The organism is Dorea sp. AF24-7LB (genome assembly GCF_003478575.1).
Taxonomy (GTDB): domain Bacteria; phylum Bacillota; class Clostridia; order Lachnospirales; family Lachnospiraceae; genus Dorea_D; species Dorea_D hominis.
Map to the genome: position 1 here is coordinate 68,664 of NZ_QUFR01000002.1, position 22,069 is coordinate 90,732.

Sequence of the window (22,069 nt, forward strand, 5' to 3'; positions counted from 1 at the left end):
CCCCGTCCCCCGTAACAGAAAAGTTTCTTCATTCACTTTAATCTCCGCTCGGCATATACGGTCTCAATACACCTGCCACATTACTAATCGGCATAGTCTGTAACCATACACGTCCCGGTCCGGTAATAATTGTATTAAATATGCCCTCGCCTCCAAACAGCATATTCTTAACGCCCGGCACACTTCGAATGTCCATCTGGCAGCTTGCTGTCATTGCAGCCAGATGGCCGGTATCTACAACAATCTGCTGTCCCGGTGCAAGTTCATACTCCACGACATGTCCGTCAAATTCTGCAAATACGGTTCCCTGTCCGCTGATCCTCTGCATGATAAAGCCTTCACCACCGAAAAAGCCGGTTCCCAGTTTTTTGTTGAAGAATACCGACATTTCAATACCGACTTCGCCTGCCAAAAATGCACTTTTCTGTAAAATCATTTCCTGTCCCGGTGCGATTTCAAATGCACGAATCGATCCCGGGAAGCAGGATGCAAATGCGATCATTCCTTCTCCTCCCTGTGCGGTATAAACATTCTGAAATGCCTTCTCGCCGGAAAACATTCTTCCTATCATACTCCCAATACCGCCATTCGACGTTGTCTCCATAAGCATATTCGGAGACATCCAGGACATTCCGCCGCCTTCCGTGATCATCTTCTCGCCAGGTTCTAACTGACAGATAACTGCCGGCAAGGTATCGCCTACAATCTGGTATTTCATATGTTGCCCTCCTTTTATGTAAAATTATTTCATTAGAAACCTTTTAATTTCTATTTATTCTTTTCTTTCTTTTTCCCACCTGCACAGTAAAGCACGAATCCAAGAAGCAGAACAGCTACTGCCATCCAGATTACAAGTGTTGTTGTACCAAGCGGGCTGAATTTATCATAATATCCTTTCAGATAAATAATGATGATAAGAAGTGGAATCACGTAGCCTACATAGCCTTTTAATCCCTTCGGGAAGCCGATTCCTTCTCCGGTATTCGCTTCTTCCAGGAATTTCTCCCAGCCCCATCCATTCTCTCTCGTACAGAAGAGAAGATAGCCAAGACTTCCAAGTGGCAGGAAGTTATTGGAAACAATAAAATCTTCCAGATCCATAATTGTACTTCCTTCGCCTAGCGGCTGGATACCAGAAAGAATATTGAAGCCAAGAACACATGGCATACTCAGTATAATAATCAAAATTGCACTGACAATTACGCTTTTCTTTCTGGACCAGTGGAACAGATCCATATCAAAAGAAATAATATTTTCAAATACTGCTACCAGCGTTGTAAATGCTGCAAACGTCAAAAACAGGAAGAATAACGCTCCCCATACCTGTCCACCCAGCATCTGCGAAAAAATATTCGGAATGGTAATAAATATCAGACTCGGACCTGCACCCGGTTCAATGCCAAATGCAAAACATGCAGGGATAATAATGAATCCTGCCATCAGTGCAACGAATGTATCCAGTCCTGTAATGCTGAGTGCTTCTCCTGCAAGGCTCCGGTTACGTTCCAGATAACTTCCGAAAATCATCATAGCACCAATACCAATTGATAATGTAAAGAACGCCTGACTCATCGCCCCGAAAATAACATTTCCAATTCCAATTTCTGCCATTTTCCGGAAATCCGGAATCAGATAAAAACGGATTCCGGCTCCGGCTCCTTTTAAGAAAACAGAATGTACTGCAAGAATGATCATCAGTACCATCAATACCGACATCATAACTTTTGATACTTTTTCAATTCCATTCTGAATACCAAACCAGCAGATTGCAAATCCGATCACACAGATCAGTATCGTCCAGAATGCCATATTGGGCGCATCAGCAAGCATCTTTGTGAATTTTGCACCGACTTCCTCTGCACTGTTTCCGACAAAATCACCACGTATGCTGCGGAAGCAGTAATACATCATCCATCCGCCTACACTCGTATAAAACATCATCAACAGATAGCTTCCCAGAATGCCGATCCATTTGGAAATATGCCATCTTGTTCCTTCCGGCTCCAGTTTTTCAAATGCTGCGGCGACACTGAAATGACTGCCGCGGCCGATGGCGAACTCGCAGATCATAACCGGCACTCCCATGATCAACAGGAATACCAGATAAATCAGAATAAATGCTGCTCCTCCCATCTGTCCACACAAGTATGGAAACTTCCATACATTGCCAATACCGATCGCACATCCTGCAGATACAAGAATGAATCCCAGACGCGATCCGAATTTTTCTCGTTTCATATTTTGCCCTCTCTTTTCCTTTATATGTTAAGGTGCCAGGATCAAAAGCCTAAAACTACGAAGTACGGAACAATTCGTATAGCATCTTTTAACCCCAACATCATGTTAAATGGCTTATATTAATATTTTCTCAGCGAATCCTGCGAATCATCTGTTGTATTCTCAATCTTCTGGATCTTGACATAATAACCGGCATTACCGTTCGTATTTACAAACACACGGTCACCAACTTTATGTCCCTGAATCGCTTTTCCAAGTGGTGATTCAATACTGATCAGTCCCTGCAGCGAATTGCCACGCACACTTGTCACAAGCCGGTAAGTCTCTGTCTCATCATCCTCTTCAAAATATACTTCTACTGTATTATTAATGCCAACTTCATCCGCTTTCGACTCATCAGAAACAATCTGCGCATGTTTGAGCATACGTTCCAGATAACGGATACGACTTTCATTCCGGTTCTTGTCCTGCTTTGCTGCCTTGTATTCAAAATTCTCACTCAGATCGCCCTGTGCTCTTGCCTCTTTTACCGCTTCCAGTTCTTTCTTACGCACAACCAGTTTGCGGTATTCAATCTCTTCTTTGATCTTGGATACATCACTTTCTGTCAAACGCTCACCCACGTTTTCAACCTTCTTTCTACTATCTGCTTCTTTATTTCTTTAGATCAGACCATAATGCTGCATTGCTTTGTATACACCATCATTTTCAACGGTATCTGTCACATACTCTGTATATGGATCTAACACCGGATCGTGCTTCTTCATTGCAATGGAATGTTTTGCATATTCAAACATAGACTGATCGTTGCTGCTGTCGCCGAACACATACACCTCGTCCTTCGTAAGTCCCAGATGCTGTCTCATAAATTCAATCGCTGTTGCTTTGGAATATCCTTTCTGCACCAGTTCATACATCCCATTTAATCGATCAATGATATCTATGCCATCTTCAATCGATGCAAAAAATTCCTGATATCTGCAGTTCGGATCTTTCTTATTAATATGGATCAATAATTTATCGTATTCAAAATTCTTCTTCTCCATGCTTGTCTCTCTGCCAAGCCCCATGGACGCCATATATCTCCGTGTACTTTCCACGGGTTCACACTGACTTACCCGTTCTGAGAAATACATGTCATCCGTTCCTTCCAGAAATCCTTCAATGTGATACTTTTTCATCAGATCTATATAACGATTTCCTTCTTCAATAGATATATGGCTCTCAAAAAGCACCTCATTCCTATAAATCAGATAGGTTCCGCATCCACATAAAAATCCATCTACATCAAGCTTTTTAATAATCGGCGGAACGCTGCATATCGTCCGCCCTGTATTAATCAGTACTTTATGCCCATTCTCTTTGACTTTCCGGATTCCCTCCAGTGCACTCTCCGGAACTTTCTTCGTAACACCACTTAAGAGCGTATCATCTATATCGAAAAATAATGCTCCCATTTTTCCGCTTCCTCCTGCCTGTTCTTCCCTTATTTTTACTCAGTAATGACTGTATTCACAATCTTTCCCATTATACCCATCTTACAGAGATTTTGCAAATTTATCTCTGCAGTTATTTTCCGAAATAATGATCCACCCCATCTGCAATCCCGGATGCAATCTTCTTCTGATAGTCTGCCTGAGACATCTTCTGATCTTCCGCCGGATTCGTCATATATCCAATCTCAACAATCGTCACAGGCACTTTTGCCCAGTTCACACCGCTCATGGAATCTGTCTCCCATACTCGTTCTCTCTTTGCTCCGGTTGTTTTCACTGCACCGTCCAGAATTGCCTCTGACAATGCCTTGCTCTGCTTATACAGGCTGCCATTATATTGATTAGATGCCGTCTGACAGATCGTCATCATTCCATTCGCACTGCTGTTCTCTGCTCCGTTTGCATGAACACGGATAAATGCATCTGCATTCGCATTGTTCGCCACCTCTGCACGCTCCGCATTGGAAATATTTACATCATTCGTTGTGCGCACCATCTTCACATTATACCCACGCACTTCCAGTATATTTTTTAGTTTCTTTGAAACTTCTAAAGTTAACTGATACTCTGGTTTTCCTGTGGAAACACCACTTGTTCCCGATGCAACTTTAGCTTTTGTCTGAGATGCTCCCGGTCCCACCGGCTCCTGTTCATTGTTGCCACGCGCCTGATGCCCTGCATCGATCACTACAAGTTTACCATTCATCTGGCGCTTTTTTTCCTGCTTTTTCTTTGCACGTTCCTTCTTCGCCTGTTCCTCTTTTGCTTTCTTTGCAGCTTCTGCGGCTTTTGCTTCTTTGTCACTGTAATCTTTTTTCTTATCTTTTGTATTGATCACCAGTGGTTCTGGCGCTTTTTTTGGTTTCGCTTTTTCTTCTTTTATCGCGCATCCTGCCAGCGCAATTACGAGAAGCACTGCCAGTACAGATATTATCCATTTTCTCATTTTCATAAGCTGACTCCTCACTTTCCGGGAGATCCTGTCCCGCTTATATATAAGCTCACATGGGTTCAGATCTTTTAACTCTGATATCATTATAATTTACTGTTGTTTCATTTACAAGTTCTTCTCCGTGTAATCTTCTGGACAACAGATTTTTGTTCTGTTATACTCTTGTGGATTGTAAACGTATAGAATACGAGCAATCCGCAGGAACATATACACATATAATATAAGCATTATAAACATTCACAAAAATGAACGATATACATACTTCCGTAATTTAACCAGAAAGGACATTACTATGCAGGTAACTAAAACTTCACCTACTATCTTCGGACAGTTTATCCGCTATGCCAGTCTGAATGTGCTTGGCATGTTCGGAATTTCACTCTATATACTGGCTGACACTTTCTTTATCGCAAATGGTGTCGGCGCTGATGGTCTGACTGCTTTGAACCTTGCAGTTCCTGCCTATAATTTTCTCCACGGCTGCGCACTCATGCTCGGTCTTGGCGGAGCAACACGCTATACGGTAAGCAAAAGTCAGGGAAAGACAGCCCATGCAAATAAATTTTTTACACATACAATTCTTCTTGCCACTTTATTTTCCACATTTTTCTTCTGTGTGGGACTTGTTTTTGCTGCTCCCCTGGCAAGAATCCTTGGAGCCAATGCAGAAGTCTTTGATATGACGTATACCTACCTGCGTATCATTCTTCTCTTTGCTCCGGCATTTATATTTAATGAAGTATTTCTGGCATTCGTCCGCAATGACGGTGCTCCACATCTCGCCATGTATGCAATGGTCGGTGGCAGCCTTGCCAACATCCTGTTTGATTATATTTTTATTTTTCTGCTTCATATGGGAATCTTCGGAGCGGTACTTGCAACCGGATGTTCTCCACTCTTCGGTATGCTCATCCAGTCCATTTACCGTATCCGCAGGAAAAATCAATTTCATTTTGTCCGTACCGGACTGTCCGCTTCACTTACAGGTTCGACACTTGCACTTGGTTTTTCTTCCCTCGTAACCGAAGTTTCATCCGGTGTTGTTATGATCGTATTTAATATGTTAATGCTGCGCCTTGAAGGAAATACGGCTGTTGCAGCCTATGGTGTGATTGCGAATCTCATTCTCGTTGTCATCGCCATTTTCACTGGTATCGGACAGGGAACCCAGCCACTTATCAGTCATGCCTATGGACGCGGCGAACGGCAGCATGCATTACAATACAGACGCTACGGACTCTTTCTGATGGCGGCACTTTCTGTTACTATTTATGCAGGAATTTTATTTGGCGCAGATGGTATCACCACTGCATTTAACAGTGAACAGAACCCGCTTCTGCAGCAGATCGCCGTAAAAGGACTTCGCATTTATTTTGCCGGCATCCTGTTTGCCGGATTCAATATCGTGCTTTCCTTTTACTTTACATCCATTGAAAAAGCAGTCCCGGCGCAGGTCATTTCCCTGGCTCGCGGACTGCTCATTATCGTTCCGTTATCTATATTACTTGCAAATATTCTCGGTATGACCGGTGTCTGGATGTCATTTCCGATCTCCGAACTGCTTGTATCTTTCCTCGGTCTCTTCTTCCTAGTGAAGCAGAAGCTGGGAGGCAAACACAGCCAGAACGCCTGATACTACACTCAGCACGGCATATACAAGTGCTGTCACTGTGTGTCCGCTCTGAAACAGATCCGTTGTTTCAAAAGCAAACGTAGAAAATGTCGTAAATCCTCCGCAGATTCCAACTTTCAGAAATAACACAAGCTGAGGATTCACTGACGGATGCTTTCCTGCACAAGTTGCAATGCAGCCGATCAGGAAAGCTCCTGCCACATTAATCAAAAACGTCTTATATGGAAATCCGCTCTCACTTTGAACCGGAAGCAGACCGATCAGATAACGGCAGACTGCTCCGATAAATCCACCTAAACCTACAAATAAACAATTTATCAATTTACTTATCTTCCTAACTTTATTTATACTCTATTCTTCTGCAGCTTTCTTTGCAAACCACGGCACCGGTCTTTCACTCATCAAACGCTCCATCAGGTTGAGATTCGGATCGGAATGTTCCAGTTCTCTTGAAAAGCGGTATACCGTATCAACAAGATCTTCAAAATACAACTCTTTTTCATTCTTTATCCACTGCGCCATCAGAATTTCCTGCATAAGCAGTACACTTACAACCGCCATCTGCGCCTTGGAATATGCATGTCCATCATAAACCGCACCACACAGATAAGTACTTAAGAAATACACAAGAAGCTGTTCTTTCTGTATCTCAAATTCCGGCATCTTCTCTGCCATCCATCCTTCAAACGCATTCCTAAGCTCATAGTAGTGAGCCTCACCTTTTCCATACAGCCACTGTTCTGCTTCCAAAAGATGTGGTTCCCAGTTATCTCGAAGTCTCTCTAACCGGTACTGATCCCGGAAAGTTTCTGTCATAAATTCATAGAACCTATGCTTCTCTTCTTCTGTATAAAGCTTAGCGATCTGTCCTTTTATATAATCCATTGCTTTTTCTGTCCGGTATTTTTCCAGTACCATTTCTCCGTCAAATATTTCCTGCTTCTGAATCCGGATCTGCAGGTCATGGGCGATTGCAAGCACAAGTCCGGTGCGCAGATTTAATGACAGTTCACGGTTCTGCAGGATCCGTATCATCATTGTTCTTGCATCTGCCAGAAGGGAATATAAAAATGGATCAAATGCATCATCCCAGCACTCTTCTTTCTCATCTTCATGAATCAGAAACTGCACCGGTTCTTTTCTTTGTAGCAGGATTTTTGCCACTTCCGGGCATGACACAGAGAGCGTCATTTCCCTGACACCCTCAAATTCTTCAATATGCCTTGGATAACGCTTACACGTCTTACACAATGCCTTTTCACCAAGTGCTGTGTACATATTGCAGAGATTATCCTCATTCAGGAAATAACACCTTTTCTCCTCATCCTGCCGGAAAGCGCCTTCTTTCCAGTCCACACCGGCACGAATCTCCTTTCGGTATTCTCCTGTTACTTTTTTATATTGCCTGAGCGCCGACTTATCCGCTACGATCTGCCATCCTGCGCAGCATGTATCTTCACAGGCTCCGGCAACGCAGTGAAACTGCCGGTAATAATCCGGTATTGTATATAACATAATAAATTAGCCCATCTTCTTAATTCTTTCAATGGCTGCCACTGTATTTTCATAAGAGCCAAATGCTGTCAGACGGAAATATCCTTCTCCGCTTGGTCCGAATCCTGATCCCGGAGTTCCTACAACACCGGCATCCTTTAACAGATGATCAAAGAAATCCCAGGATGTCATTCCCTTTGGAACTTCCAGCCAGATATACGGTGCATTTACGCCACCGGATACGTTATATCCGGCATCTCTGAGGCCTTCTTTAATCGTTTTTGCATTCTTCATGTAGTAGGCAATCTGCTCTTTTAACTGTGCTTTACCAGCCTCAGAATATACAGCTTCTCCGGCCCTCTGTACGATATACGGTGCTCCGTTGTACTTCGTTCCATGTCTTCTTGCCCAAAGAGAATGCAACATTACATCTCCGGATTTCAGATCTTTTGGAATCACCGTTGCGCCAAGTCTGACACCTGTAAATCCTGCATTCTTTGAGAAACTTCTAAGCTCGATCGCGCAGGTTCTTGCACCTTCGCACTCATAAATGCTGTGCGGTACATCATCCTCAGAAATATATGCTTCATAAGCCGCATCATAGATAATGACTGCTCCGACTTTATTGGCATAATCTACCCATTCCTGTAACTGTGCTTTTGTAATGGTAGATCCTGTCGGGTTATTCGGGAAACACAGATAAATAATATCCGGTGTTTCTTTCGGCAGTTCCGGTGCAAAATTCGTCTCTTTTGTACATGGCATGTAAATGACATCGCTCCATGTCTCTGTCTTCGCATCGTAAGTTCCTGTACGTCCTGCCATAACGTTTGTATCTACATAAACCGGATATACCGGATCACATACGGCGATCTTATTGTCTTTGGCAAAGATTTCCTGAATGTTACCAGAGTCACATTTTGCTCCGTCAGAAATGAAGATCTCGTCTGCTTTGATATCACATCCTTTATCCTGATAATCGTTCTTTGCCATTGCACTTCTCAAAAATTCATATCCCAGATCCGGTGCATACCCGTGGAATGTCTCCGCATGTGCCATCTCGTCTACTGCACTGTGCAGGCTGTCAATGATTGCCGGTGCCAGTGGCTGTGTAACATCACCGATTCCAAGACGGATAATGCTCTTGTCCGGATTCTCTTCCTGATAAGCACGTACTTTCTTTCCAATTGTGGAAAATAAATAGCTTCCCGGCAGTTTTAAATAATCTTCATTTACTTTAAACATCTTTCTTCCTCCTGTTTATGACTTTACTGATTGTTTTATTGTTTCTGGAATTCAATGTGTGACGCATTATACATCAATATCTGTAAGATCGATCTCTCCGTCAAATACAACCTTTGCAGGTCCGGTCATATAGACTTTATCTGCTTCTTTATCCCATTCAATGAGCAGATCGCCTCCCAGTAGTTTTACGGTTACCCGATTCTCTGTCAACCCGTTTAAAATGCTGGCTACTGCAACAGCGCAAGCACCTGTTCCACAGGCAAGTGTTTCACCGGAACCACGCTCCCACACACGCATCTCTACCGTTTTACGGTCCAGTACATGTGCAAATTCTGTATTGATACGCTCCGGGAACCGTTTATGATTTTCAAAAGACGGACCTATTTTCACAAGATCCAATCCTTTTACATCGTCTACATAAACCACTGTATGCGGATTGCCCATGGAAACTCCTGTCATATAATATGTCTTTCCCTCTACTTCAAGCGGGGCATCAATGATTCTTGTATCTTCCGGATTCTCCGGCACAATCGGAATCTGGGATGGCGCAAGGCGCGGACTTCCCATATCAACTTTCACAAGGTTTACTTTGCCATCTTCCACAGTCAGATCCAGATATTTGATCCCACCAAGTGTCTCCACGGAAATGCTCGTCTTATCGGTAAGACCGTAATCATATACATATTTAGCAACACAGCGGATGCCATTTCCGCACATTTCACCTCTGGAACCATCTGCATTATACATCTGCATTTCAAAATCTGCCACCTTGGACGGACAGATCATAATCAACCCGTCCGAACCGATTCCAAAATGTCTGTCACTGACAAACTTCGATACTTCCGCCGGATTCTTAATTGTTTCTCTCAAGCAGTTTACATAGACATAATCATTGCCCAACCCCTGCATTTTTGTAAATTCCATCTTCTATATCTCCTCTACTCTGACATAATGCTCAATACCATCTCTGCTGTCTCTACCATGTTTGTTCCACTGTCCATACTGCTTTTCTGCAAATATCTATGTGCCTCTTCTTCCGTCATATTGTTACGTGCCATCAGCAGTTCTTTTGCCTTTCTAACTGTCTCTTGCTGCTTCGGATCACGGTTTTTTAACTGCTTCTTGCGTTTCCGTCTGCGCCTGTCAATATCGGTCAGCATCATCTCGATCGTATTCATCAGATCATACACTTTAATCGGCATCGACAATCCCATCACGCCCCGCACCAGTCCGTCACTCCATTTATCCTGCGACGCGACAAGCAGCATATCAAAATTTTCCGGAAGATATTCTCTGAGATCCGTATACATCATATCTTTTAATTTGTAACCACACACGACAATTCCTTCATCCACAGTATCCGCATAATGCATTGCCTGTGCCCCCGTTGTCGCCACTCCGGTAACATTTACTCCATTTCGCACCAGCAGATTCCGGATATTAATTGCATTTTCCTTCTTTGGAAATACTACAATAATACCTATCATGCTGACACCTCCTTTAGTCGTCTCATTTTTATTCTTACTAAGGGTGCCTAAATGACATGCAGGTACTTTGCGATTTCCCAGTCTGTCACCTGATTACGATAATTCATGTACTCTTCCGTCTTCACTTTGATATATTTTTCCGTCAGATCATCGCCAAGCACATTTTTAATATAAGTGTCCTCTTCAAATGCCTGTGCTGCTTCCAGAAGCGTTCTCGGCAGAAGTTCTGCACCAGCTGCCGCCCGCTCTTCTTCCGTCATCTCAAAAATATTGCAGTCAATGCTTTTTGGCGGCATGATCTTGTTGCGGATTCCGTCCAGTCCAGCGGCAAGGCATACTGCAAATGCCAGATATGGATTGGCTGACGGATCAGGACTGCGAAGCTCGATTCTCTCCTCACCCTCCGGCGCCGTCGGGATCCGGATCAATGGCGTTCTGTTCTTGGCTGACCATGCAATATATACCGGTGCTTCAAATCCCGGCACAAGACGCTTATATGAATTCACGATCGGATTCGTAATAAAGGTCAGCGCTTTGATATGTTTCATAATTCCACCGATGAAATAATAAGCTTCTTTACTCAGCCCTTTCTCATCTGAACTGTCTGAAAATACATTCACACCATCCCGGCTTAATGACATGTTCGTATGCATGCCGGAACCATTCTCTCCGTACTTCGGTTTTGGCATAAAGGATGCATGCAGACCGTGTCTCTTGGCAATCGTCTTGACAACCAGTTTGAATGTCATGATATTGTCTGCCGCAGACAACGCCTCGTCATATTGGAAATCAATCTCATGCTGTGCCGGCGACATCTCGTGGTGAGATGCCTCGATGACAAATCCCATATCCTCCATTGTCAATACCATGTCACGTCTCGCATTTTCGCCGAAATCTAATGGTCCAAGGTCAAAATATGTGGCTCGCTCATGGGAAATCGTTGTCGGTACACTGTCATCATCCATATGGAATAAGAAAAATTCACATTCCGGCCCGACGTTAAACTGATATCCCATCTCTTTTGCCTCTTCGATCACTTTCTTCAGTACATATCTCGGATCGCTCTCAAATGGTGTTCCGTCTGCTTTATGCACCTCGCAGATCAGTCTTGCAACTTTACCCTGCTGTGGCCTCCACGGAAAAATCTCAAATGTATTCAGATCCGGATAAAGATACATATCCGAATCTTCCACCCTTGCAAAGCCTTCAATGGAAGAGCCGTCAAACATGCACTGGTTATTCAGCGCTTTCTCCAACTGGCTGGTAGTGATCGCTACATTTTTCAATGTTCCGAAAATATCGGTAAACTGCAGCCGGATGAATCCCACATCCTCTTCTTCTACCATCTGTAAAATATCTTCACGCGTATAATTATTCATTATATGCACCTCCTGCATTTACTGCTGTATGTAAAAATGGGCGTTCTCATGCCTTAGATGAAAACGCCATTGCTTTACCTCGTTAAAAATTATAGAAAAAAAAGCCCTCTTTGTCAACGAAAAATGTCGTTGTTGATACTTTTGATTGAAAAACCGAACGCACTCTGTTACAATATTTCTAATAAGGTTTTCAGAAAATGGCTATGAATAAAAATTAATGCAGATAATAGAAGGAGGCTCAGATACTATGGGACTTGCAATACCAATCGAAACAAGCGCAAGACACATCCATATGTGCCAGGAAGATTTTGAACACTTATTTGGGAAAGGGAAAACGATCACCCACCGGGTAGATCTGAGCCAGCCTGGTCAGTATGCCTGTGAAGAACGCGTTACGATCAAAGGTCCGAAAGGAACATTTGAAAATGTTGCTCTGCTTGGACCTTTCCGTAATGAGACACAGGTGGAGATTTCCATGACTGATTCACGAAAGCTCGGCATTCCGGGCATCATCCGTCAATCCGGCGATACGAAGGGCACACCCGGCTGCACGCTGCTCGGTCCTGCCGGTGAGATTGAACTCGATCACGGTGTGATTGTTGCAAAGCGCCATATCCACATGACTCCAGTGCAGGCAGTCCAGTTAAATGTCAAAGACAAAGATGAAGTGTTCGTCATTATGGAGAGTTTTGAACGCTCTCTGATCTTTGCTGATGTTGTTGTCCGTGTACACCCGGACTTTGCACTCGCCATGCACGTCGATACAGACGAAGCAAATGCATTTGCCGGACATGAACACCCAACCGGTGTCATCTTAAAATTATTTGGCGGACGTACATACAATCTTCAGAAATGGGCAGACGAATTACAAAGCGGAATCAACCGGCTGTAGCCGGTGATTCCGCTCTTTTTATTATTCCATCACTGCATTCTAAATATTTCTAATTTTCAAATCGTCGTGTTTACAACTTTGCAGTCAGTGTCTTTGCACTGACTCCTTTTAACATTCCAAGTTTTCCGGAAAGAGAGCTTGTCACATCTCCCGGCGCGTCCAGCACCACACTGATGATCGACACTTCTCTCTGCCGGTACGGAATGCCCATTCTTCCGACAATATAATTTCTAAATTCGTGAAGCAGTTCATTCACCGTTACTGCTGCCTCTTCATCTTTTATAATAATGCTGATTACAGATACACGACTATCCATCCGTCTCTTCCTCTCTTCACTATAATGCAATGTCCAGTTCGATTGGGCAATGATCCGATCCCATAACGTCGGTCAGGATCTTCGCATCTTCAATCTTATCCTTCAGGCAGTCCGATACACAAAAATAGTCAATTCTCCATCCTGCATTCTTTGCCCTTGCGCTGAAACGGTAAGACCACCAAGAATAAATTCCTTCCACATCCGGATACAGATAACGGAATGTATCTGTAAATCCTGCTGCAAGAAGGTCTGTGAATTTTCCACGTTCTTCATCTGTAAATCCGGCATTCTTACGGTTCGTCTTCGGATTCTTCAAGTCGATCTCTTTGTGTGCAACATTCAGATCCCCACAGAAAACCACTGGTTTCTTCTCTTCCAGCCCTTTCAGATAAGCGAGAAAATCATCTTCCCATGTCATTCTGTAATCCAGTCTTGCCAGTTCGCTCTGTGAATTCGGCGTATACACTGTCACAAAATAAAAATCCTCATACTCCAGTGTGATTACACGGCCTTCCTGATCGTGTTCTTCAATTGCCATGCCATAAGTAACAGCAAGGGGCCTTTCTTTTGTAAATACCGCCGTTCCGGAATAACCTTTCTTCACGGCATAATTCCAGTACTGTTCGTATCCATCCAGCTCCAGATCTAATTGTCCTTCCTGCATCTTCGTTTCCTGAATACAGAAAATATCTGCATCCGCTTCTTTGAAGAAATCAAGAAATCCTTTCTTTACGCAGGCACGAATTCCATTTACATTCCATGATATACATTTCATCTGTTCGTTTTCCTTCTAATAATACACTTTTCTTAAAAACAGACCTCTGGCTGGCGCGAGAAATCCGGCAAGGCTTCTGTCTTCTGCCGCAATCACAACCGGAAGCATCGATGCCTCACGCTTGCCGGTACCGATTTCCAGCAAAGTACCTGTCAAGATACGTGCCATATGATATAAGAATCCAGTTCCATAGAAAGTGATACGCACCTTCTCACCGGAACTTACAATCTTGATATTGGTGATCTTGCGGATCGGATCTTTGCAATCCTTATCATCCGTAAAACTTGTAAAGTTCTTCGGTCCCAGCAGATATGGCACGGCCTCACGCATCGCTTCTATATCTAATTTTTCCGGATAATGATAGCAGTATCTTCTGGAAAATACATCCGGTTTTTCTCTGCAGTCAATATAATATTCATATTTCTTGCCTTTGGCACTTTTTCTGGCATGAAATCCATTTCGCACCAGTTCCACCTTCACGATACGGATATCCTCCGGGAGATAACGGTTCAACGAATCCTTCATCTCCTGTGGATCATACAATTTGGAAAGCTTCACACTTGCCACCTGACCTCTTGCATGTACTCCGGCGTCTGTTCTCCCCGAACCGTCTACACGCACGCGGTATCCGACTAATTTGCCAATGCTCCATTCCAGTACAAACTGGATCGTATTGTCTGTCGTCGCCTGCCGCTGCCATCCCTGATACCTGCTTCCATCATAGGAAATCGTTAATTTATATGTTCTCATAGTCTAATCACCCTGTCTATTTGTACTCATCTCACTATATTATATCCTGTACAGAATATTGTAAAACTTTATTGTTCCTGTCCATCCAGAATCTTCTTCAATTCATCCATAAATGTATTCACATCCTTAAACTCCCTATATACAGATGCGAATCTTACATATGCAACTTCGTCCAGATCTTTCAGCGCATCCATAACGATCTCACCGATCGTACTGCTTGCAATCTCTTTCTCTTCCAGACTGAACACCTGTGTCTCCACAGCTTCCACTGTCTTCTGGATCCTTGCCGCCGATACCGGACGTTTATAACAAGCTCTTAAAATTCCTCTTTCAATCTTGCCTCGGTCATACTGTTCTCTGTTATCATCCTTTTTAATAATGATCAGCGGAATCGTCTCTATCTTTTCATAAGTCGTGAAACGTTTCCCGCATGCATCACAGGATCTGCGTCTGCGGATAGAATTGCCTTCTTCCGCCGGTCTTGAATCTATAACTCTTGTATCTGAATTACCACAATATGGACATTTCATCACACTAAATTCCTTTCATACATTCTATCTTTTAGTATATCGGTTGCTCTTAGAGAAGTCAAACATCAAAAGAAACATTTTACTTTTCTTCATGCATTTCAATCAGAATAATATCCGGTCCAATCCGTTTAATACAGGCAAATGGAATGATGTATTCTCCATCCTCACAGAAAAAATTACAGATCCCCCGCCCTTTTGGTATAATGATTGCTTCAATTTTTCCTTTTTTCTCATCTATGACCAGATCTTCTACATATCCAAGTTTGCAACAGTCACACGCATTGATCACTTCTTTTTCCTGAAATTCACTGAAACGCACACTGACACTTCCACTCGTATTATTCTTATATTTATTATATGCAGCACGCTGCTTATTCGTACAGGTGCACATCTGGTGGAGCGTTTTTATATATAAGGAAAGTTCTTTCCCGATAAACAAAAACAGGAGTACAGTTCTTCACCATACCCCAGTTTATCTTCGCATTTTATTACTCCACAATATCAATCACAGATACCGGACAGTCATCTCTTGCTTCTTTTGCTGCTTCTTCATATTCCGATGCAACTTCTCCACATGCTTCCGCAAGTCCATCTTCATCAAACGAGAATACTTCCGGGCACGTTGTCACACATGCACCGCAGGAAATGCAGCCATCCATCACTCTTGCCTTCATCGGTTACCTCCTTCATTTTTCCGGTAGTATAACCAGATTGCAGACATTTTAAACGAATTTCTTAAGAAATCTTAGTTCCTGTCTTTCCTTTTAAAGCTTCGCCAAGCTTATCAAAAGAAGTAATGAGTGCGCTTCTTGCTTCTCCTTTTTCAATGAAAGAAACAGAAGCACTTAACTTCGGAAGCATATTATACTCTCCGAAATGTCCCTCTTCCATATATTTCTTCGCATTTTCTACGGAAATCTCGCCCAGTGCTTCTTCATTGTCACGTCCGAGATTAATTTTCACCTGATCTACACTCGTCAGAATGATCAGCTCGTCTGCCTGTGTATCCTCTGCCATCTTTCCGGCAGTCAGATCCTTCTCAATGACAGCGCTTGCACCTTTCAAATGGTTATCCTGTTCCAGAACCGGAATACCACCACCACCGCACGCAATAACAATCTGATCTGCATCCAGAAGAGCCTTGATCGCATCAATCTCTACAATGCGTACCGGATTCGGTGCAGACACGATGCGGCGGAACCCTTTGCCTGGTTCCTCTACTACATAATTACCCTTCTTACGCTCCTCATTTGCTTCTTCCACATTCATATAACGTCCAAGGATCTTGGTCGGTGTATAGAATGCTTCATCATATGGATCCACAACTACCTGTGTCAGGATCGTGCTGACTGTTCTGTAAATGCCTCTGTTTAAAAGTTCCTCGCGAATCGCATTCTGAAGGTCATATCCGATATAGCCCTGGCTCATGGCAGAACATACAGACATTGGCGCCGCTGTATAGTTCTCGTGTACTTTTCCAAATTCGTTCATCGCTGTATGGATCATACCTACCTGCGGTGCGTTGCTGTGTGTAATGGCAACCTGATATCCGTCCTCGATCAGATCCGCGATTACTTTTGATGTTTTCTTAACTGCTTCCTGCTGCTCCGGCAAGGTCGTACCAAGGGCACGATGTCCCAGCGCAACGACTACTCTTTTCTTCATGCTCTATACCTCTTATTTTCTGTAAATTTCCTCTCAAGATTATAAAAAGAATTATAGCCTCTTTCTGAAAAAAATGCAACTCCTGCTCGTCTTTTGTGGTAAACTGAAATTATTAAAAGGGATTTCCCGGTACGTGTTGAAAACGTATACGAAAGGAGTTTACATTTATGAAAGTTATCGTAACAGCCCCAAGAGGGAAAATGGGCAAATTGATCACACAGGTTGCAGCCTCCCGTGATGACATGGAACTGGTTGCCGGTATCGGTCCAAAAGGGCGCGATTACATCGGAACAGATCTCGGAACTGTCGCAATGGTCGGAAAAGAACTGCACGTTCCGGTTGTAGATGATCTCGAATCCGTTATTGACAAATGCGATGTGATCATCGATTTTTCTACTAAAGAGATGGCTATGGAAGTTCTGGATCTTGCCATCAGACATAAAAAAGGTCTGGTCTGCGGTTCTACCGGTTTCTCCGACGAAGAGATGAAACGTTTTGAAGATGCTGCTTCTTCTATTCCAATGCTCTATGCAGCCAACACTTCCAAACTCGTCAATGTCATGAATAAAGTTCTGGAATTTATCACAAAGACAGTTGGGGAAGAACTGGACATTGAGATTCTTGAGATGCATGATCAGTGGAAGAAAGATGCACCGAGCGGTACTTCCAAAGAAATGGGTGAGACCATGGCACATGCACTTGGCAAAGAATTATCCGATATCGCTGTATACGGCAGGGAAGGAGTTTCTCCGCGAGAACCTGGAACAATCGGTTATCATTCTCTGCGCGCCGGCAATATTCCAAGTAGCCACACTGTATTCTTTGGTGGCATGGGAGAACGTCTGGAAATCACTCACCACTGCTACAACTGGGAATGTTTCGCAAGAGGCGCCTGCGACTGCGCAGCGTATCTTGCTAATAAAGGTCCTGGATATTATACCATTAAGGATGTCCTGCATCTGAGCTAGTCCGGCTCGGGTCAGTCTGGCGGTTTATCTGTAATAACGACTGCCATAGGTCATCCGTAACTACTTTGACAATTTAATTAACAAGATGTCAGGATTTTCCCCTAACATCTTAACATTAATCAGAAAGGATTTTATTTATGATATTAGTAAACACAGATTATATAACCGGAAAGAAATTTGAAATGATCGGACTTGTAAAAGGAAATATGATCCAGTCTGTACATTTTGGAAAAGACCTTGTAAACAGCTTTAAGACACTTGTAGGCGGTGAACTTACTTCTTATACAGAAATGATGAATGAAGCCCGTGCCATCGCCACAAAGCGCATGAGCGAAGAAGCCGAAAAATGCGGTGCCGACGCCGTCATTAATATCCGCTATGCATCCAGTACTGTCGTACAGGGTGCTGCTGAAATCATGGCTTACGGAACTGCAGTAAAATTCGTAGAAGAGTAGTTGCAAAAAGCGCCTGCCATCCTGTTATATTGATATATCCACAAATGGTCTGAATGTTCGGTGCCAGTGAAATATATTGCAAATGGCAGGCGTTTTTTAACTATTAATGCTTTTTCACTATCTACCAATATTGTTTCTATTTTTTAATACTTTTTTCTGCTATTTTTACAGCACCATTTTCTCTTCGATCCGGATTTTCTCCAGATGCTTGATCCTGTCCACGAGATGTGTTTCCGTCAGATACTTATACACGCTCTTCGGGACAAGATGCGCCCATTCTTCATCCATGGCAATACAGCTTCGCACCCATGAAGCACTGACTCCGCGGTCTTTTTCTTCTCTTCGCCAGAGAACTTCTACATCCAGCTTCAAGCTTCGCAGGATCTTATATTTTTCTTCATCCCACGCATCACTGAGTCCCATAAAATACGTCGCATCTTCCGGCATATAATTTGCAATATATTCCGGAAAATTAATCGGAAACGGCAGAATATCATATTCCTGCTCAGGGACTTTAAATTCCTGCATGGCACCTTTTATCATCTCATAACGTTCAAAATACGTCAGCGGATTTGCCGCTTTTGTGGATCGGTTCTGATCATTTACCGAATCGCCGGTCATTCTCCCGTCCGGATTCGTAAGCCCGATATACAGTTTCCGGCACCGCATCTTTGCCGCCAGAATATATTCCATATGCTTTAAATGCAATACCTGGAATCTTCCATTTACAACACCTGTCTCTATCATACTTTCCCCTCATCTTTCGCAGTTATTTATGTTACAAGACCATCTTTTTCAAAAATATTCTTTCAATTCTTCCACAGCCTCTTCTGGCATATACGGAAGATCATGTCTGGAATCCGATGCCGACGCAAGAAGATATGCATTTCCCTTCACAACACGCAGTTTCTTTGCCACTATATTCTGATTAAATGAAAAATACTGGATCTGCGGATAATGCATGTATGTGGTTTCTCGACCAAATACACCGCTTGATACGGCCAGACTCTTCTTATCACAGGCAAATGCATCCGTAACATAGCCGCCCGCAAGCATCACCAATACAACCAGCCATCCACAGACACACGCCAGATTAATCCACAGAAAATGGGATCCTATGATTTCTTTCGCAAACCGATCTGCCACAAATAATGCAACTGCCCAGATCACTGCCGGGATTGCCTTAAGAAAGATAACCGACTTCTTCTGTCTCTGCAGCGGAAGTTTCATTGCTTCTGCAAATTCCGGCAGAAGTTTCTGCATTTTTTCAATCACGTCTGCATGACTCTGATACAAAAGGAAAAAGGCGTCCTTTTCTTCATCGTCATCTCCCATTCCGACATTGATAAGTTCCACCCGGTATCTCTTAAAAATCCTTGCAATCCATGTCTGTCTCACCGTTACACCATGAATCCGCTTTACCGGAATTACATAGCTTACTTTCTTTAAAAGTCCGTAAGAAATATAGATCTTATCACTTTTTCGTGTAACCTGATACTGATAATACTTAATAAAATCCTTCACCGTATCCCAGACTGCTGTTGCGCCGATAAAAAATGCTACCGCCCAACCTGATATTATTTCCAGAATATTTTGTCCTGAAATTCCTTCCTGTATGCCAGAAAGCAATTTTGATACGGAGCCTCCGATTCCTCCAACTGCAAGCAAAACAGCAAATAAATTAATCGCAAACACTCCATGCCAGATCATATCATTTACATTTGCTGTCACCGTTGTCTCTGTGATGTTTTTACCGTTTTCCTCATCTGTTATCCCGGCAGTTTCTTTGTACGCGCCACTTTCTGTCTGATGATTCGCATCCTGCGCATAAACTTCTGCCCCGGAACGGTTACCTTCCGACTCCATAATCGCAAAAACCGTCTGACGGAACCACTCTGCTTTTTCTTTTTTCAGCACTAGTTTTACGTCTGTATCATCTGCCGTTGAGAAACTGTCTGTATCCAGTTTCACAGTGCATGTGCCAAGCATCATTTCCAGAATATTCTGTGAGAGATTGACATTGGAAATATGCTTGATGCCGATCGTCTGCACCTTGCGGTTCCATGTATTTTTCTCAATCACGATTGCCTGCCCCTGGATAGAAATATAAGTTTTCGCCCAACGGCGGAGCTGCCAGAATAAAGCAATCAGGAACAATACAAGAAACAGACTGGCTCCCGCAAACTCATCTGCCAGATATTCTTTCAGATTATCCATATGCTTTACAATTTCTTTCAGGTCATCCAGTGCCGATCCTGCAAGTACAATCACGATTCCTATAAATATAGTTCCAAATCGTTCAATCACAATGGAGATATGGTTTCTAAATTTCGTTTCTGTCGTTTCCATGTTTTTCCTCCGCTGCGATCTGATTGATCCGCTTCTGTAAATTCTCTGCGATCTGTTCCGCTTTTTCATCTTCCAGAAGATTGATCTCTACATCTCCACCTGCTGTTGTCACAACTACATTTGCCACGCCGAAAGCTCTGGCAACCGGGCCTCTCTCCACCTGCAGTTTATGTAACCGTTCCATCGGAACAATATTGCGCTCTATGAAAAGATACCCTTCGACCGTATCTATACATTCTTCATCTATGTGATAACCATATCTCCGGTATCGGAAATACGGGCTGATCACACAGTTCAGAATGATCAGAACAACGAGCACCAAGGATATTATCTCGCCAATCCGGATATCTTTTGGACTGAGCCAGAATGCATTTACGCAGATGATCGCTGCCAGCAGAATAACACTTAAGATCACGGTCGACACATACATGCACCCCAGCGCACGTTTACTGAGCCGTTCGTATTTCATCTTCTCTTCTCTCATTGATTTTCTCCTTGTAACTAGTCGTTTCTATTCTAGCACAAATAAACCATCATTACAAAAAAAGAAGATACTGTTCTGCACTGATATACAGCACACCACGGTATCTTCTCCTTTATAATCTTCTTTTTTAATGAATGGAAACATTTAGTCCATACTCTTCCATAATACCTTTCAACTTCTGCATGTATTCTTCACTCGGCGGAGTCGCCTCAGCCACCGGTTTATCACTGATGCGAAGATATTTCATTACTCCAAGATTATGGTACGGCAATAATTGAATCATTGTAACTGCATCTCCTAATTCTTTACAAAATTCTGCATTGCATGCAGGCCTCTCGATACATGCAGCAAATCAATTTTATCTTCAATTTCCCGGGCAAATGCAATCTCATCATCCAATGACGGTGAACCTTCTACCATATCACTTGCATTGATTCGATATTCAATTGCCATTGTATTTCCTATTTTTTTCGAATTGCTGCTAAAAGTTCTTTTGTAAATCTTGATGCATTTTCTATCCGCACTATATTCATCTGTTCTTTTGTTAAATCTGTAGGATCCAGCTCTACCGCAACATTCTTTCCTTTATCACGCTTTTCAAAAGATCCTGCATAAAAATTAATTGCAAACAACTCTATCCCGATTTTTGCCTGATACATATGTGCAAGATCTGTCAGTGACATCATCTCATTAACCACCGTTTCTTCAGACATTCGCAGTAAATGTGTAACTAAAGGCGGAATATTTCTATTTACACATCCGCACCCAATATTAATACAGGCAACTCCCCCTTTTACAATATCTCTTACCCATTCCATTAATTCGCGATTTACATGTCCGTCTCCCGTCGCAAAACTAGGCCAGACCGGAGTAAAAGATACTCTGTTTTTTAACTTCATTGGTCCGATCTGAATCGGTTGCAATACATGTTCATACATTGTGTGATTCATTTTTTTGCTCC

28 protein-coding genes are annotated in these 22,069 nt (G+C 42.9%); 4 read left to right on the forward strand and 24 right to left on the reverse strand.

What is annotated here, in order from left to right; translation table 11 throughout:
- Positions 1-37 precede the first annotated feature (37 nt).
- The 5 genes from DWY31_RS02745 to DWY31_RS02765 form a co-directional block, all read right to left on the reverse strand.
- Entirely contained in the window at positions 38-718 is a 681-nt protein-coding gene (locus DWY31_RS02745) for a TIGR00266 family protein (RefSeq protein ID WP_021860858.1), read from the reverse strand.
- A 50-nt stretch (positions 719-768) separates the two neighbouring features.
- On the reverse strand, positions 769-2,238 hold the full coding sequence (locus DWY31_RS02750; protein WP_117536781.1) for a sodium-dependent transporter: 1,470 nt from the start codon (positions 2,236-2,238) through the stop codon (positions 769-771).
- 119 nt (positions 2,239-2,357) lie between these two features.
- Positions 2,358-2,861, reverse strand: coding sequence for a transcription elongation factor GreA (gene greA, locus DWY31_RS02755; RefSeq protein ID WP_117536782.1), 504 nt, complete (start codon positions 2,859-2,861; stop codon positions 2,358-2,360).
- Positions 2,862-2,900: 39 nt separating this feature from the next.
- On the reverse strand, positions 2,901-3,695 hold the full coding sequence (locus DWY31_RS02760; RefSeq protein ID WP_117536783.1) for an HAD family hydrolase: 795 nt from the start codon (positions 3,693-3,695) through the stop codon (positions 2,901-2,903).
- Positions 3,696-3,807: 112 nt separating this feature from the next.
- Entirely contained in the window at positions 3,808-4,686 is an 879-nt protein-coding gene (locus DWY31_RS02765; RefSeq protein ID WP_330411760.1) for an N-acetylmuramoyl-L-alanine amidase family protein, read from the reverse strand.
- Positions 4,687-4,978: 292 nt separating this feature from the next.
- On the opposite strand from DWY31_RS02765, the gene DWY31_RS02770 reads away from it, so the two are divergent.
- Positions 4,979-6,319: an MATE family efflux transporter gene (locus tag DWY31_RS02770; RefSeq protein WP_117536784.1), complete on the forward strand. Its 1,341-nt coding sequence runs from the start codon at positions 4,979-4,981 to the stop codon at positions 6,317-6,319.
- On the opposite strand, the gene crcB is transcribed toward DWY31_RS02770, so the two are convergent.
- From crcB to glnA, 6 genes are all read right to left on the reverse strand, one after another.
- Positions 6,275-6,640, reverse strand: a complete 366-nt coding sequence (crcB, locus tag DWY31_RS02775) for a fluoride efflux transporter CrcB (protein WP_117536785.1) — start codon at positions 6,638-6,640, stop codon at positions 6,275-6,277. The two genes, DWY31_RS02770 and crcB, sit on opposite strands and share 45 nt — an antisense overlap.
- A 30-nt stretch (positions 6,641-6,670) precedes the next feature.
- Positions 6,671-7,834: a flagellin lysine-N-methylase gene (gene fliB, locus DWY31_RS02780; RefSeq protein ID WP_117536786.1), complete on the reverse strand. Its 1,164-nt coding sequence runs from the start codon at positions 7,832-7,834 to the stop codon at positions 6,671-6,673.
- A gap of 6 nt (positions 7,835-7,840) precedes the next feature.
- A complete protein-coding gene (locus DWY31_RS02785) occupies positions 7,841-9,058 on the reverse strand; it encodes an LL-diaminopimelate aminotransferase (protein WP_117536787.1) in 1,218 nt (405 codons plus the stop codon).
- 66 nt (positions 9,059-9,124) lie between these two features.
- Positions 9,125-9,982: a diaminopimelate epimerase gene (dapF, locus tag DWY31_RS02790; RefSeq protein ID WP_117536788.1), complete on the reverse strand. Its 858-nt coding sequence runs from the start codon at positions 9,980-9,982 to the stop codon at positions 9,125-9,127.
- Between the two features lie 14 nt (positions 9,983-9,996).
- Positions 9,997-10,545: an ANTAR domain-containing response regulator gene (locus DWY31_RS02795; protein ID WP_021860868.1), complete on the reverse strand. Its 549-nt coding sequence runs from the start codon at positions 10,543-10,545 to the stop codon at positions 9,997-9,999.
- A 47-nt stretch (positions 10,546-10,592) separates the two neighbouring features.
- Entirely contained in the window at positions 10,593-11,924 is a 1,332-nt protein-coding gene (glnA, locus tag DWY31_RS02800) for a type I glutamate--ammonia ligase (protein WP_117536789.1), read from the reverse strand.
- A gap of 247 nt (positions 11,925-12,171) precedes the next feature.
- Between glnA and DWY31_RS02805 the strand changes: the two genes are divergently transcribed.
- Positions 12,172-12,816, forward strand: coding sequence for a PduL/EutD family phosphate acyltransferase (locus DWY31_RS02805; protein ID WP_021860870.1), 645 nt, complete (start codon positions 12,172-12,174; stop codon positions 12,814-12,816).
- Between the two features lie 70 nt (positions 12,817-12,886).
- Here the strand turns inward: DWY31_RS02805 and DWY31_RS02810 are convergent, their stop codons facing one another.
- From DWY31_RS02810 to arcC, 7 genes are all read right to left on the reverse strand, one after another.
- Positions 12,887-13,132, reverse strand: a complete 246-nt coding sequence (locus DWY31_RS02810) for a TM1266 family iron-only hydrogenase system putative regulator (RefSeq protein WP_021860871.1) — start codon at positions 13,130-13,132, stop codon at positions 12,887-12,889.
- A gap of 19 nt (positions 13,133-13,151) precedes the next feature.
- Entirely contained in the window at positions 13,152-13,907 is a 756-nt protein-coding gene (locus DWY31_RS02815) for an exodeoxyribonuclease III (RefSeq protein WP_117536790.1), read from the reverse strand.
- Positions 13,908-13,922: 15 nt separating this feature from the next.
- The gene (truA, locus tag DWY31_RS02820) at positions 13,923-14,657 is read right to left on the reverse strand and encodes a tRNA pseudouridine(38-40) synthase TruA (RefSeq protein WP_021860873.1); all 735 of its coding nucleotides are present in this window, start codon (positions 14,655-14,657) and stop codon (positions 13,923-13,925) included.
- 68 nt (positions 14,658-14,725) lie between these two features.
- On the reverse strand, positions 14,726-15,187 hold the full coding sequence (gene nrdR, locus DWY31_RS02825; RefSeq protein ID WP_021860874.1) for a transcriptional regulator NrdR: 462 nt from the start codon (positions 15,185-15,187) through the stop codon (positions 14,726-14,728).
- A 79-nt stretch (positions 15,188-15,266) separates the two neighbouring features.
- Positions 15,267-15,506 carry a PRC-barrel domain-containing protein gene (locus tag DWY31_RS02830; RefSeq protein WP_117537098.1) on the reverse strand — a complete coding sequence of 80 codons (240 nt, stop codon included), beginning with the start codon at positions 15,504-15,506 and terminating at the stop codon, positions 15,267-15,269.
- 169 nt (positions 15,507-15,675) lie between these two features.
- The gene (locus DWY31_RS02835; RefSeq protein WP_021860876.1) at positions 15,676-15,861 is read right to left on the reverse strand and encodes a ferredoxin; all 186 of its coding nucleotides are present in this window, start codon (positions 15,859-15,861) and stop codon (positions 15,676-15,678) included.
- A 61-nt stretch (positions 15,862-15,922) separates the two neighbouring features.
- Entirely contained in the window at positions 15,923-16,852 is a 930-nt protein-coding gene (gene arcC / locus DWY31_RS02840; protein WP_118519471.1) for a carbamate kinase, read from the reverse strand.
- Positions 16,853-17,019: 167 nt separating this feature from the next.
- On the opposite strand from arcC, the gene dapB reads away from it, so the two are divergent.
- Both dapB and DWY31_RS02850 read left to right on the forward strand, forming a co-directional pair.
- Complete coding sequence (gene dapB, locus DWY31_RS02845) at positions 17,020-17,820, forward strand: 4-hydroxy-tetrahydrodipicolinate reductase (protein WP_117536791.1); 801 nt, start codon at positions 17,020-17,022, stop codon at positions 17,818-17,820.
- Positions 17,821-17,957: 137 nt separating this feature from the next.
- Positions 17,958-18,275, forward strand: a complete 318-nt coding sequence (locus tag DWY31_RS02850; protein ID WP_021860879.1) for a YbjQ family protein — start codon at positions 17,958-17,960, stop codon at positions 18,273-18,275.
- 165 nt (positions 18,276-18,440) lie between these two features.
- Here the strand turns inward: DWY31_RS02850 and DWY31_RS02855 are convergent, their stop codons facing one another.
- The 6 genes from DWY31_RS02855 to DWY31_RS02870 form a co-directional block, all read right to left on the reverse strand.
- A complete protein-coding gene (locus tag DWY31_RS02855) occupies positions 18,441-19,022 on the reverse strand; it encodes a hypothetical protein (protein WP_021860880.1) in 582 nt (193 codons plus the stop codon).
- Between the two features lie 48 nt (positions 19,023-19,070).
- Positions 19,071-20,624: a PH domain-containing protein gene (locus DWY31_RS02860; RefSeq protein WP_158549870.1), complete on the reverse strand. Its 1,554-nt coding sequence runs from the start codon at positions 20,622-20,624 to the stop codon at positions 19,071-19,073.
- Positions 20,599-21,108, reverse strand: a complete 510-nt coding sequence (locus DWY31_RS02865) for a PH domain-containing protein (protein ID WP_021860882.1) — start codon at positions 21,106-21,108, stop codon at positions 20,599-20,601. The genes DWY31_RS02860 and DWY31_RS02865 overlap by 26 nt, the downstream gene beginning before the upstream one ends.
- A gap of 127 nt (positions 21,109-21,235) precedes the next feature.
- Entirely contained in the window at positions 21,236-21,391 is a 156-nt protein-coding gene (locus tag DWY31_RS13875) for a hypothetical protein (protein ID WP_021860883.1), read from the reverse strand.
- A 14-nt stretch (positions 21,392-21,405) separates the two neighbouring features.
- Complete coding sequence (locus tag DWY31_RS14100; protein ID WP_021860884.1) at positions 21,406-21,561, reverse strand: hypothetical protein; 156 nt, start codon at positions 21,559-21,561, stop codon at positions 21,406-21,408.
- Positions 21,562-21,569: 8 nt separating this feature from the next.
- On the reverse strand, positions 21,570-22,058 hold the full coding sequence (locus tag DWY31_RS02870; RefSeq protein ID WP_226976594.1) for an oxidoreductase: 489 nt from the start codon (positions 22,056-22,058) through the stop codon (positions 21,570-21,572).
- Positions 22,059-22,069: the final 11 nt, after the last annotated feature.

What these genes read in the sequence shown, in the direction of transcription:
- DWY31_RS02850 (WP_021860879.1), top strand. Translation starts at nt 17,958, where the DNA reads ATGATATTAGTAAACACAGATTATATAACCGGAAAGAAATTTGAAATG.
- DWY31_RS02860 (WP_158549870.1), bottom strand. Translation starts at nt 20,624, where the DNA reads ATGGAAACGACAGAAACGAAATTTAGAAACCATATCTCCATTGTGATT.
- DWY31_RS02770 (WP_117536784.1), top strand. Translation starts at nt 4,979, where the DNA reads ATGCAGGTAACTAAAACTTCACCTACTATCTTCGGACAGTTTATCCGC.
- DWY31_RS13875 (WP_021860883.1), bottom strand. Translation starts at nt 21,391, where the DNA reads ATGATTCAATTATTGCCGTACCATAATCTTGGAGTAATGAAATATCTT.
- DWY31_RS02785 (WP_117536787.1), bottom strand. Translation starts at nt 9,058, where the DNA reads ATGTTTAAAGTAAATGAAGATTATTTAAAACTGCCGGGAAGCTATTTA.
- dapF (WP_117536788.1), bottom strand. Translation starts at nt 9,982, where the DNA reads ATGGAATTTACAAAAATGCAGGGGTTGGGCAATGATTATGTCTATGTA.
- DWY31_RS02745 (WP_021860858.1), bottom strand. Translation starts at nt 718, where the DNA reads ATGAAATACCAGATTGTAGGCGATACCTTGCCGGCAGTTATCTGTCAG.
- DWY31_RS14100 (WP_021860884.1), bottom strand. Translation starts at nt 21,561, where the DNA reads ATGGCAATTGAATATCGAATCAATGCAAGTGATATGGTAGAAGGTTCA.
- dapB (WP_117536791.1), top strand. Translation starts at nt 17,020, where the DNA reads ATGAAAGTTATCGTAACAGCCCCAAGAGGGAAAATGGGCAAATTGATC.
- DWY31_RS02855 (WP_021860880.1), bottom strand. Translation starts at nt 19,022, where the DNA reads ATGATAGAGACAGGTGTTGTAAATGGAAGATTCCAGGTATTGCATTTA.
- fliB (WP_117536786.1), bottom strand. Translation starts at nt 7,834, where the DNA reads ATGTTATATACAATACCGGATTATTACCGGCAGTTTCACTGCGTTGCC.
- DWY31_RS02810 (WP_021860871.1), bottom strand. Translation starts at nt 13,132, where the DNA reads ATGGATAGTCGTGTATCTGTAATCAGCATTATTATAAAAGATGAAGAG.
- DWY31_RS02870 (WP_226976594.1), bottom strand. Translation starts at nt 22,058, where the DNA reads ATGAATCACACAATGTATGAACATGTATTGCAACCGATTCAGATCGGA.
- DWY31_RS02765 (WP_330411760.1), bottom strand. Translation starts at nt 4,686, where the DNA reads ATGAAAATGAGAAAATGGATAATATCTGTACTGGCAGTGCTTCTCGTA.
- DWY31_RS02750 (WP_117536781.1), bottom strand. Translation starts at nt 2,238, where the DNA reads ATGAAACGAGAAAAATTCGGATCGCGTCTGGGATTCATTCTTGTATCT.
- DWY31_RS02795 (WP_021860868.1), bottom strand. Translation starts at nt 10,545, where the DNA reads ATGATAGGTATTATTGTAGTATTTCCAAAGAAGGAAAATGCAATTAAT.
- glnA (WP_117536789.1), bottom strand. Translation starts at nt 11,924, where the DNA reads ATGAATAATTATACGCGTGAAGATATTTTACAGATGGTAGAAGAAGAG.
- arcC (WP_118519471.1), bottom strand. Translation starts at nt 16,852, where the DNA reads ATGAAGAAAAGAGTAGTCGTTGCGCTGGGACATCGTGCCCTTGGTACG.
- DWY31_RS02805 (WP_021860870.1), top strand. Translation starts at nt 12,172, where the DNA reads ATGGGACTTGCAATACCAATCGAAACAAGCGCAAGACACATCCATATG.
- DWY31_RS02815 (WP_117536790.1), bottom strand. Translation starts at nt 13,907, where the DNA reads ATGAAATGTATATCATGGAATGTAAATGGAATTCGTGCCTGCGTAAAG.
- nrdR (WP_021860874.1), bottom strand. Translation starts at nt 15,187, where the DNA reads ATGAAATGTCCATATTGTGGTAATTCAGATACAAGAGTTATAGATTCA.
- DWY31_RS02865 (WP_021860882.1), bottom strand. Translation starts at nt 21,108, where the DNA reads ATGAGAGAAGAGAAGATGAAATACGAACGGCTCAGTAAACGTGCGCTG.
- DWY31_RS02835 (WP_021860876.1), bottom strand. Translation starts at nt 15,861, where the DNA reads ATGAAGGCAAGAGTGATGGATGGCTGCATTTCCTGCGGTGCATGTGTG.
- DWY31_RS02760 (WP_117536783.1), bottom strand. Translation starts at nt 3,695, where the DNA reads ATGGGAGCATTATTTTTCGATATAGATGATACGCTCTTAAGTGGTGTT.
- truA (WP_021860873.1), bottom strand. Translation starts at nt 14,657, where the DNA reads ATGAGAACATATAAATTAACGATTTCCTATGATGGAAGCAGGTATCAG.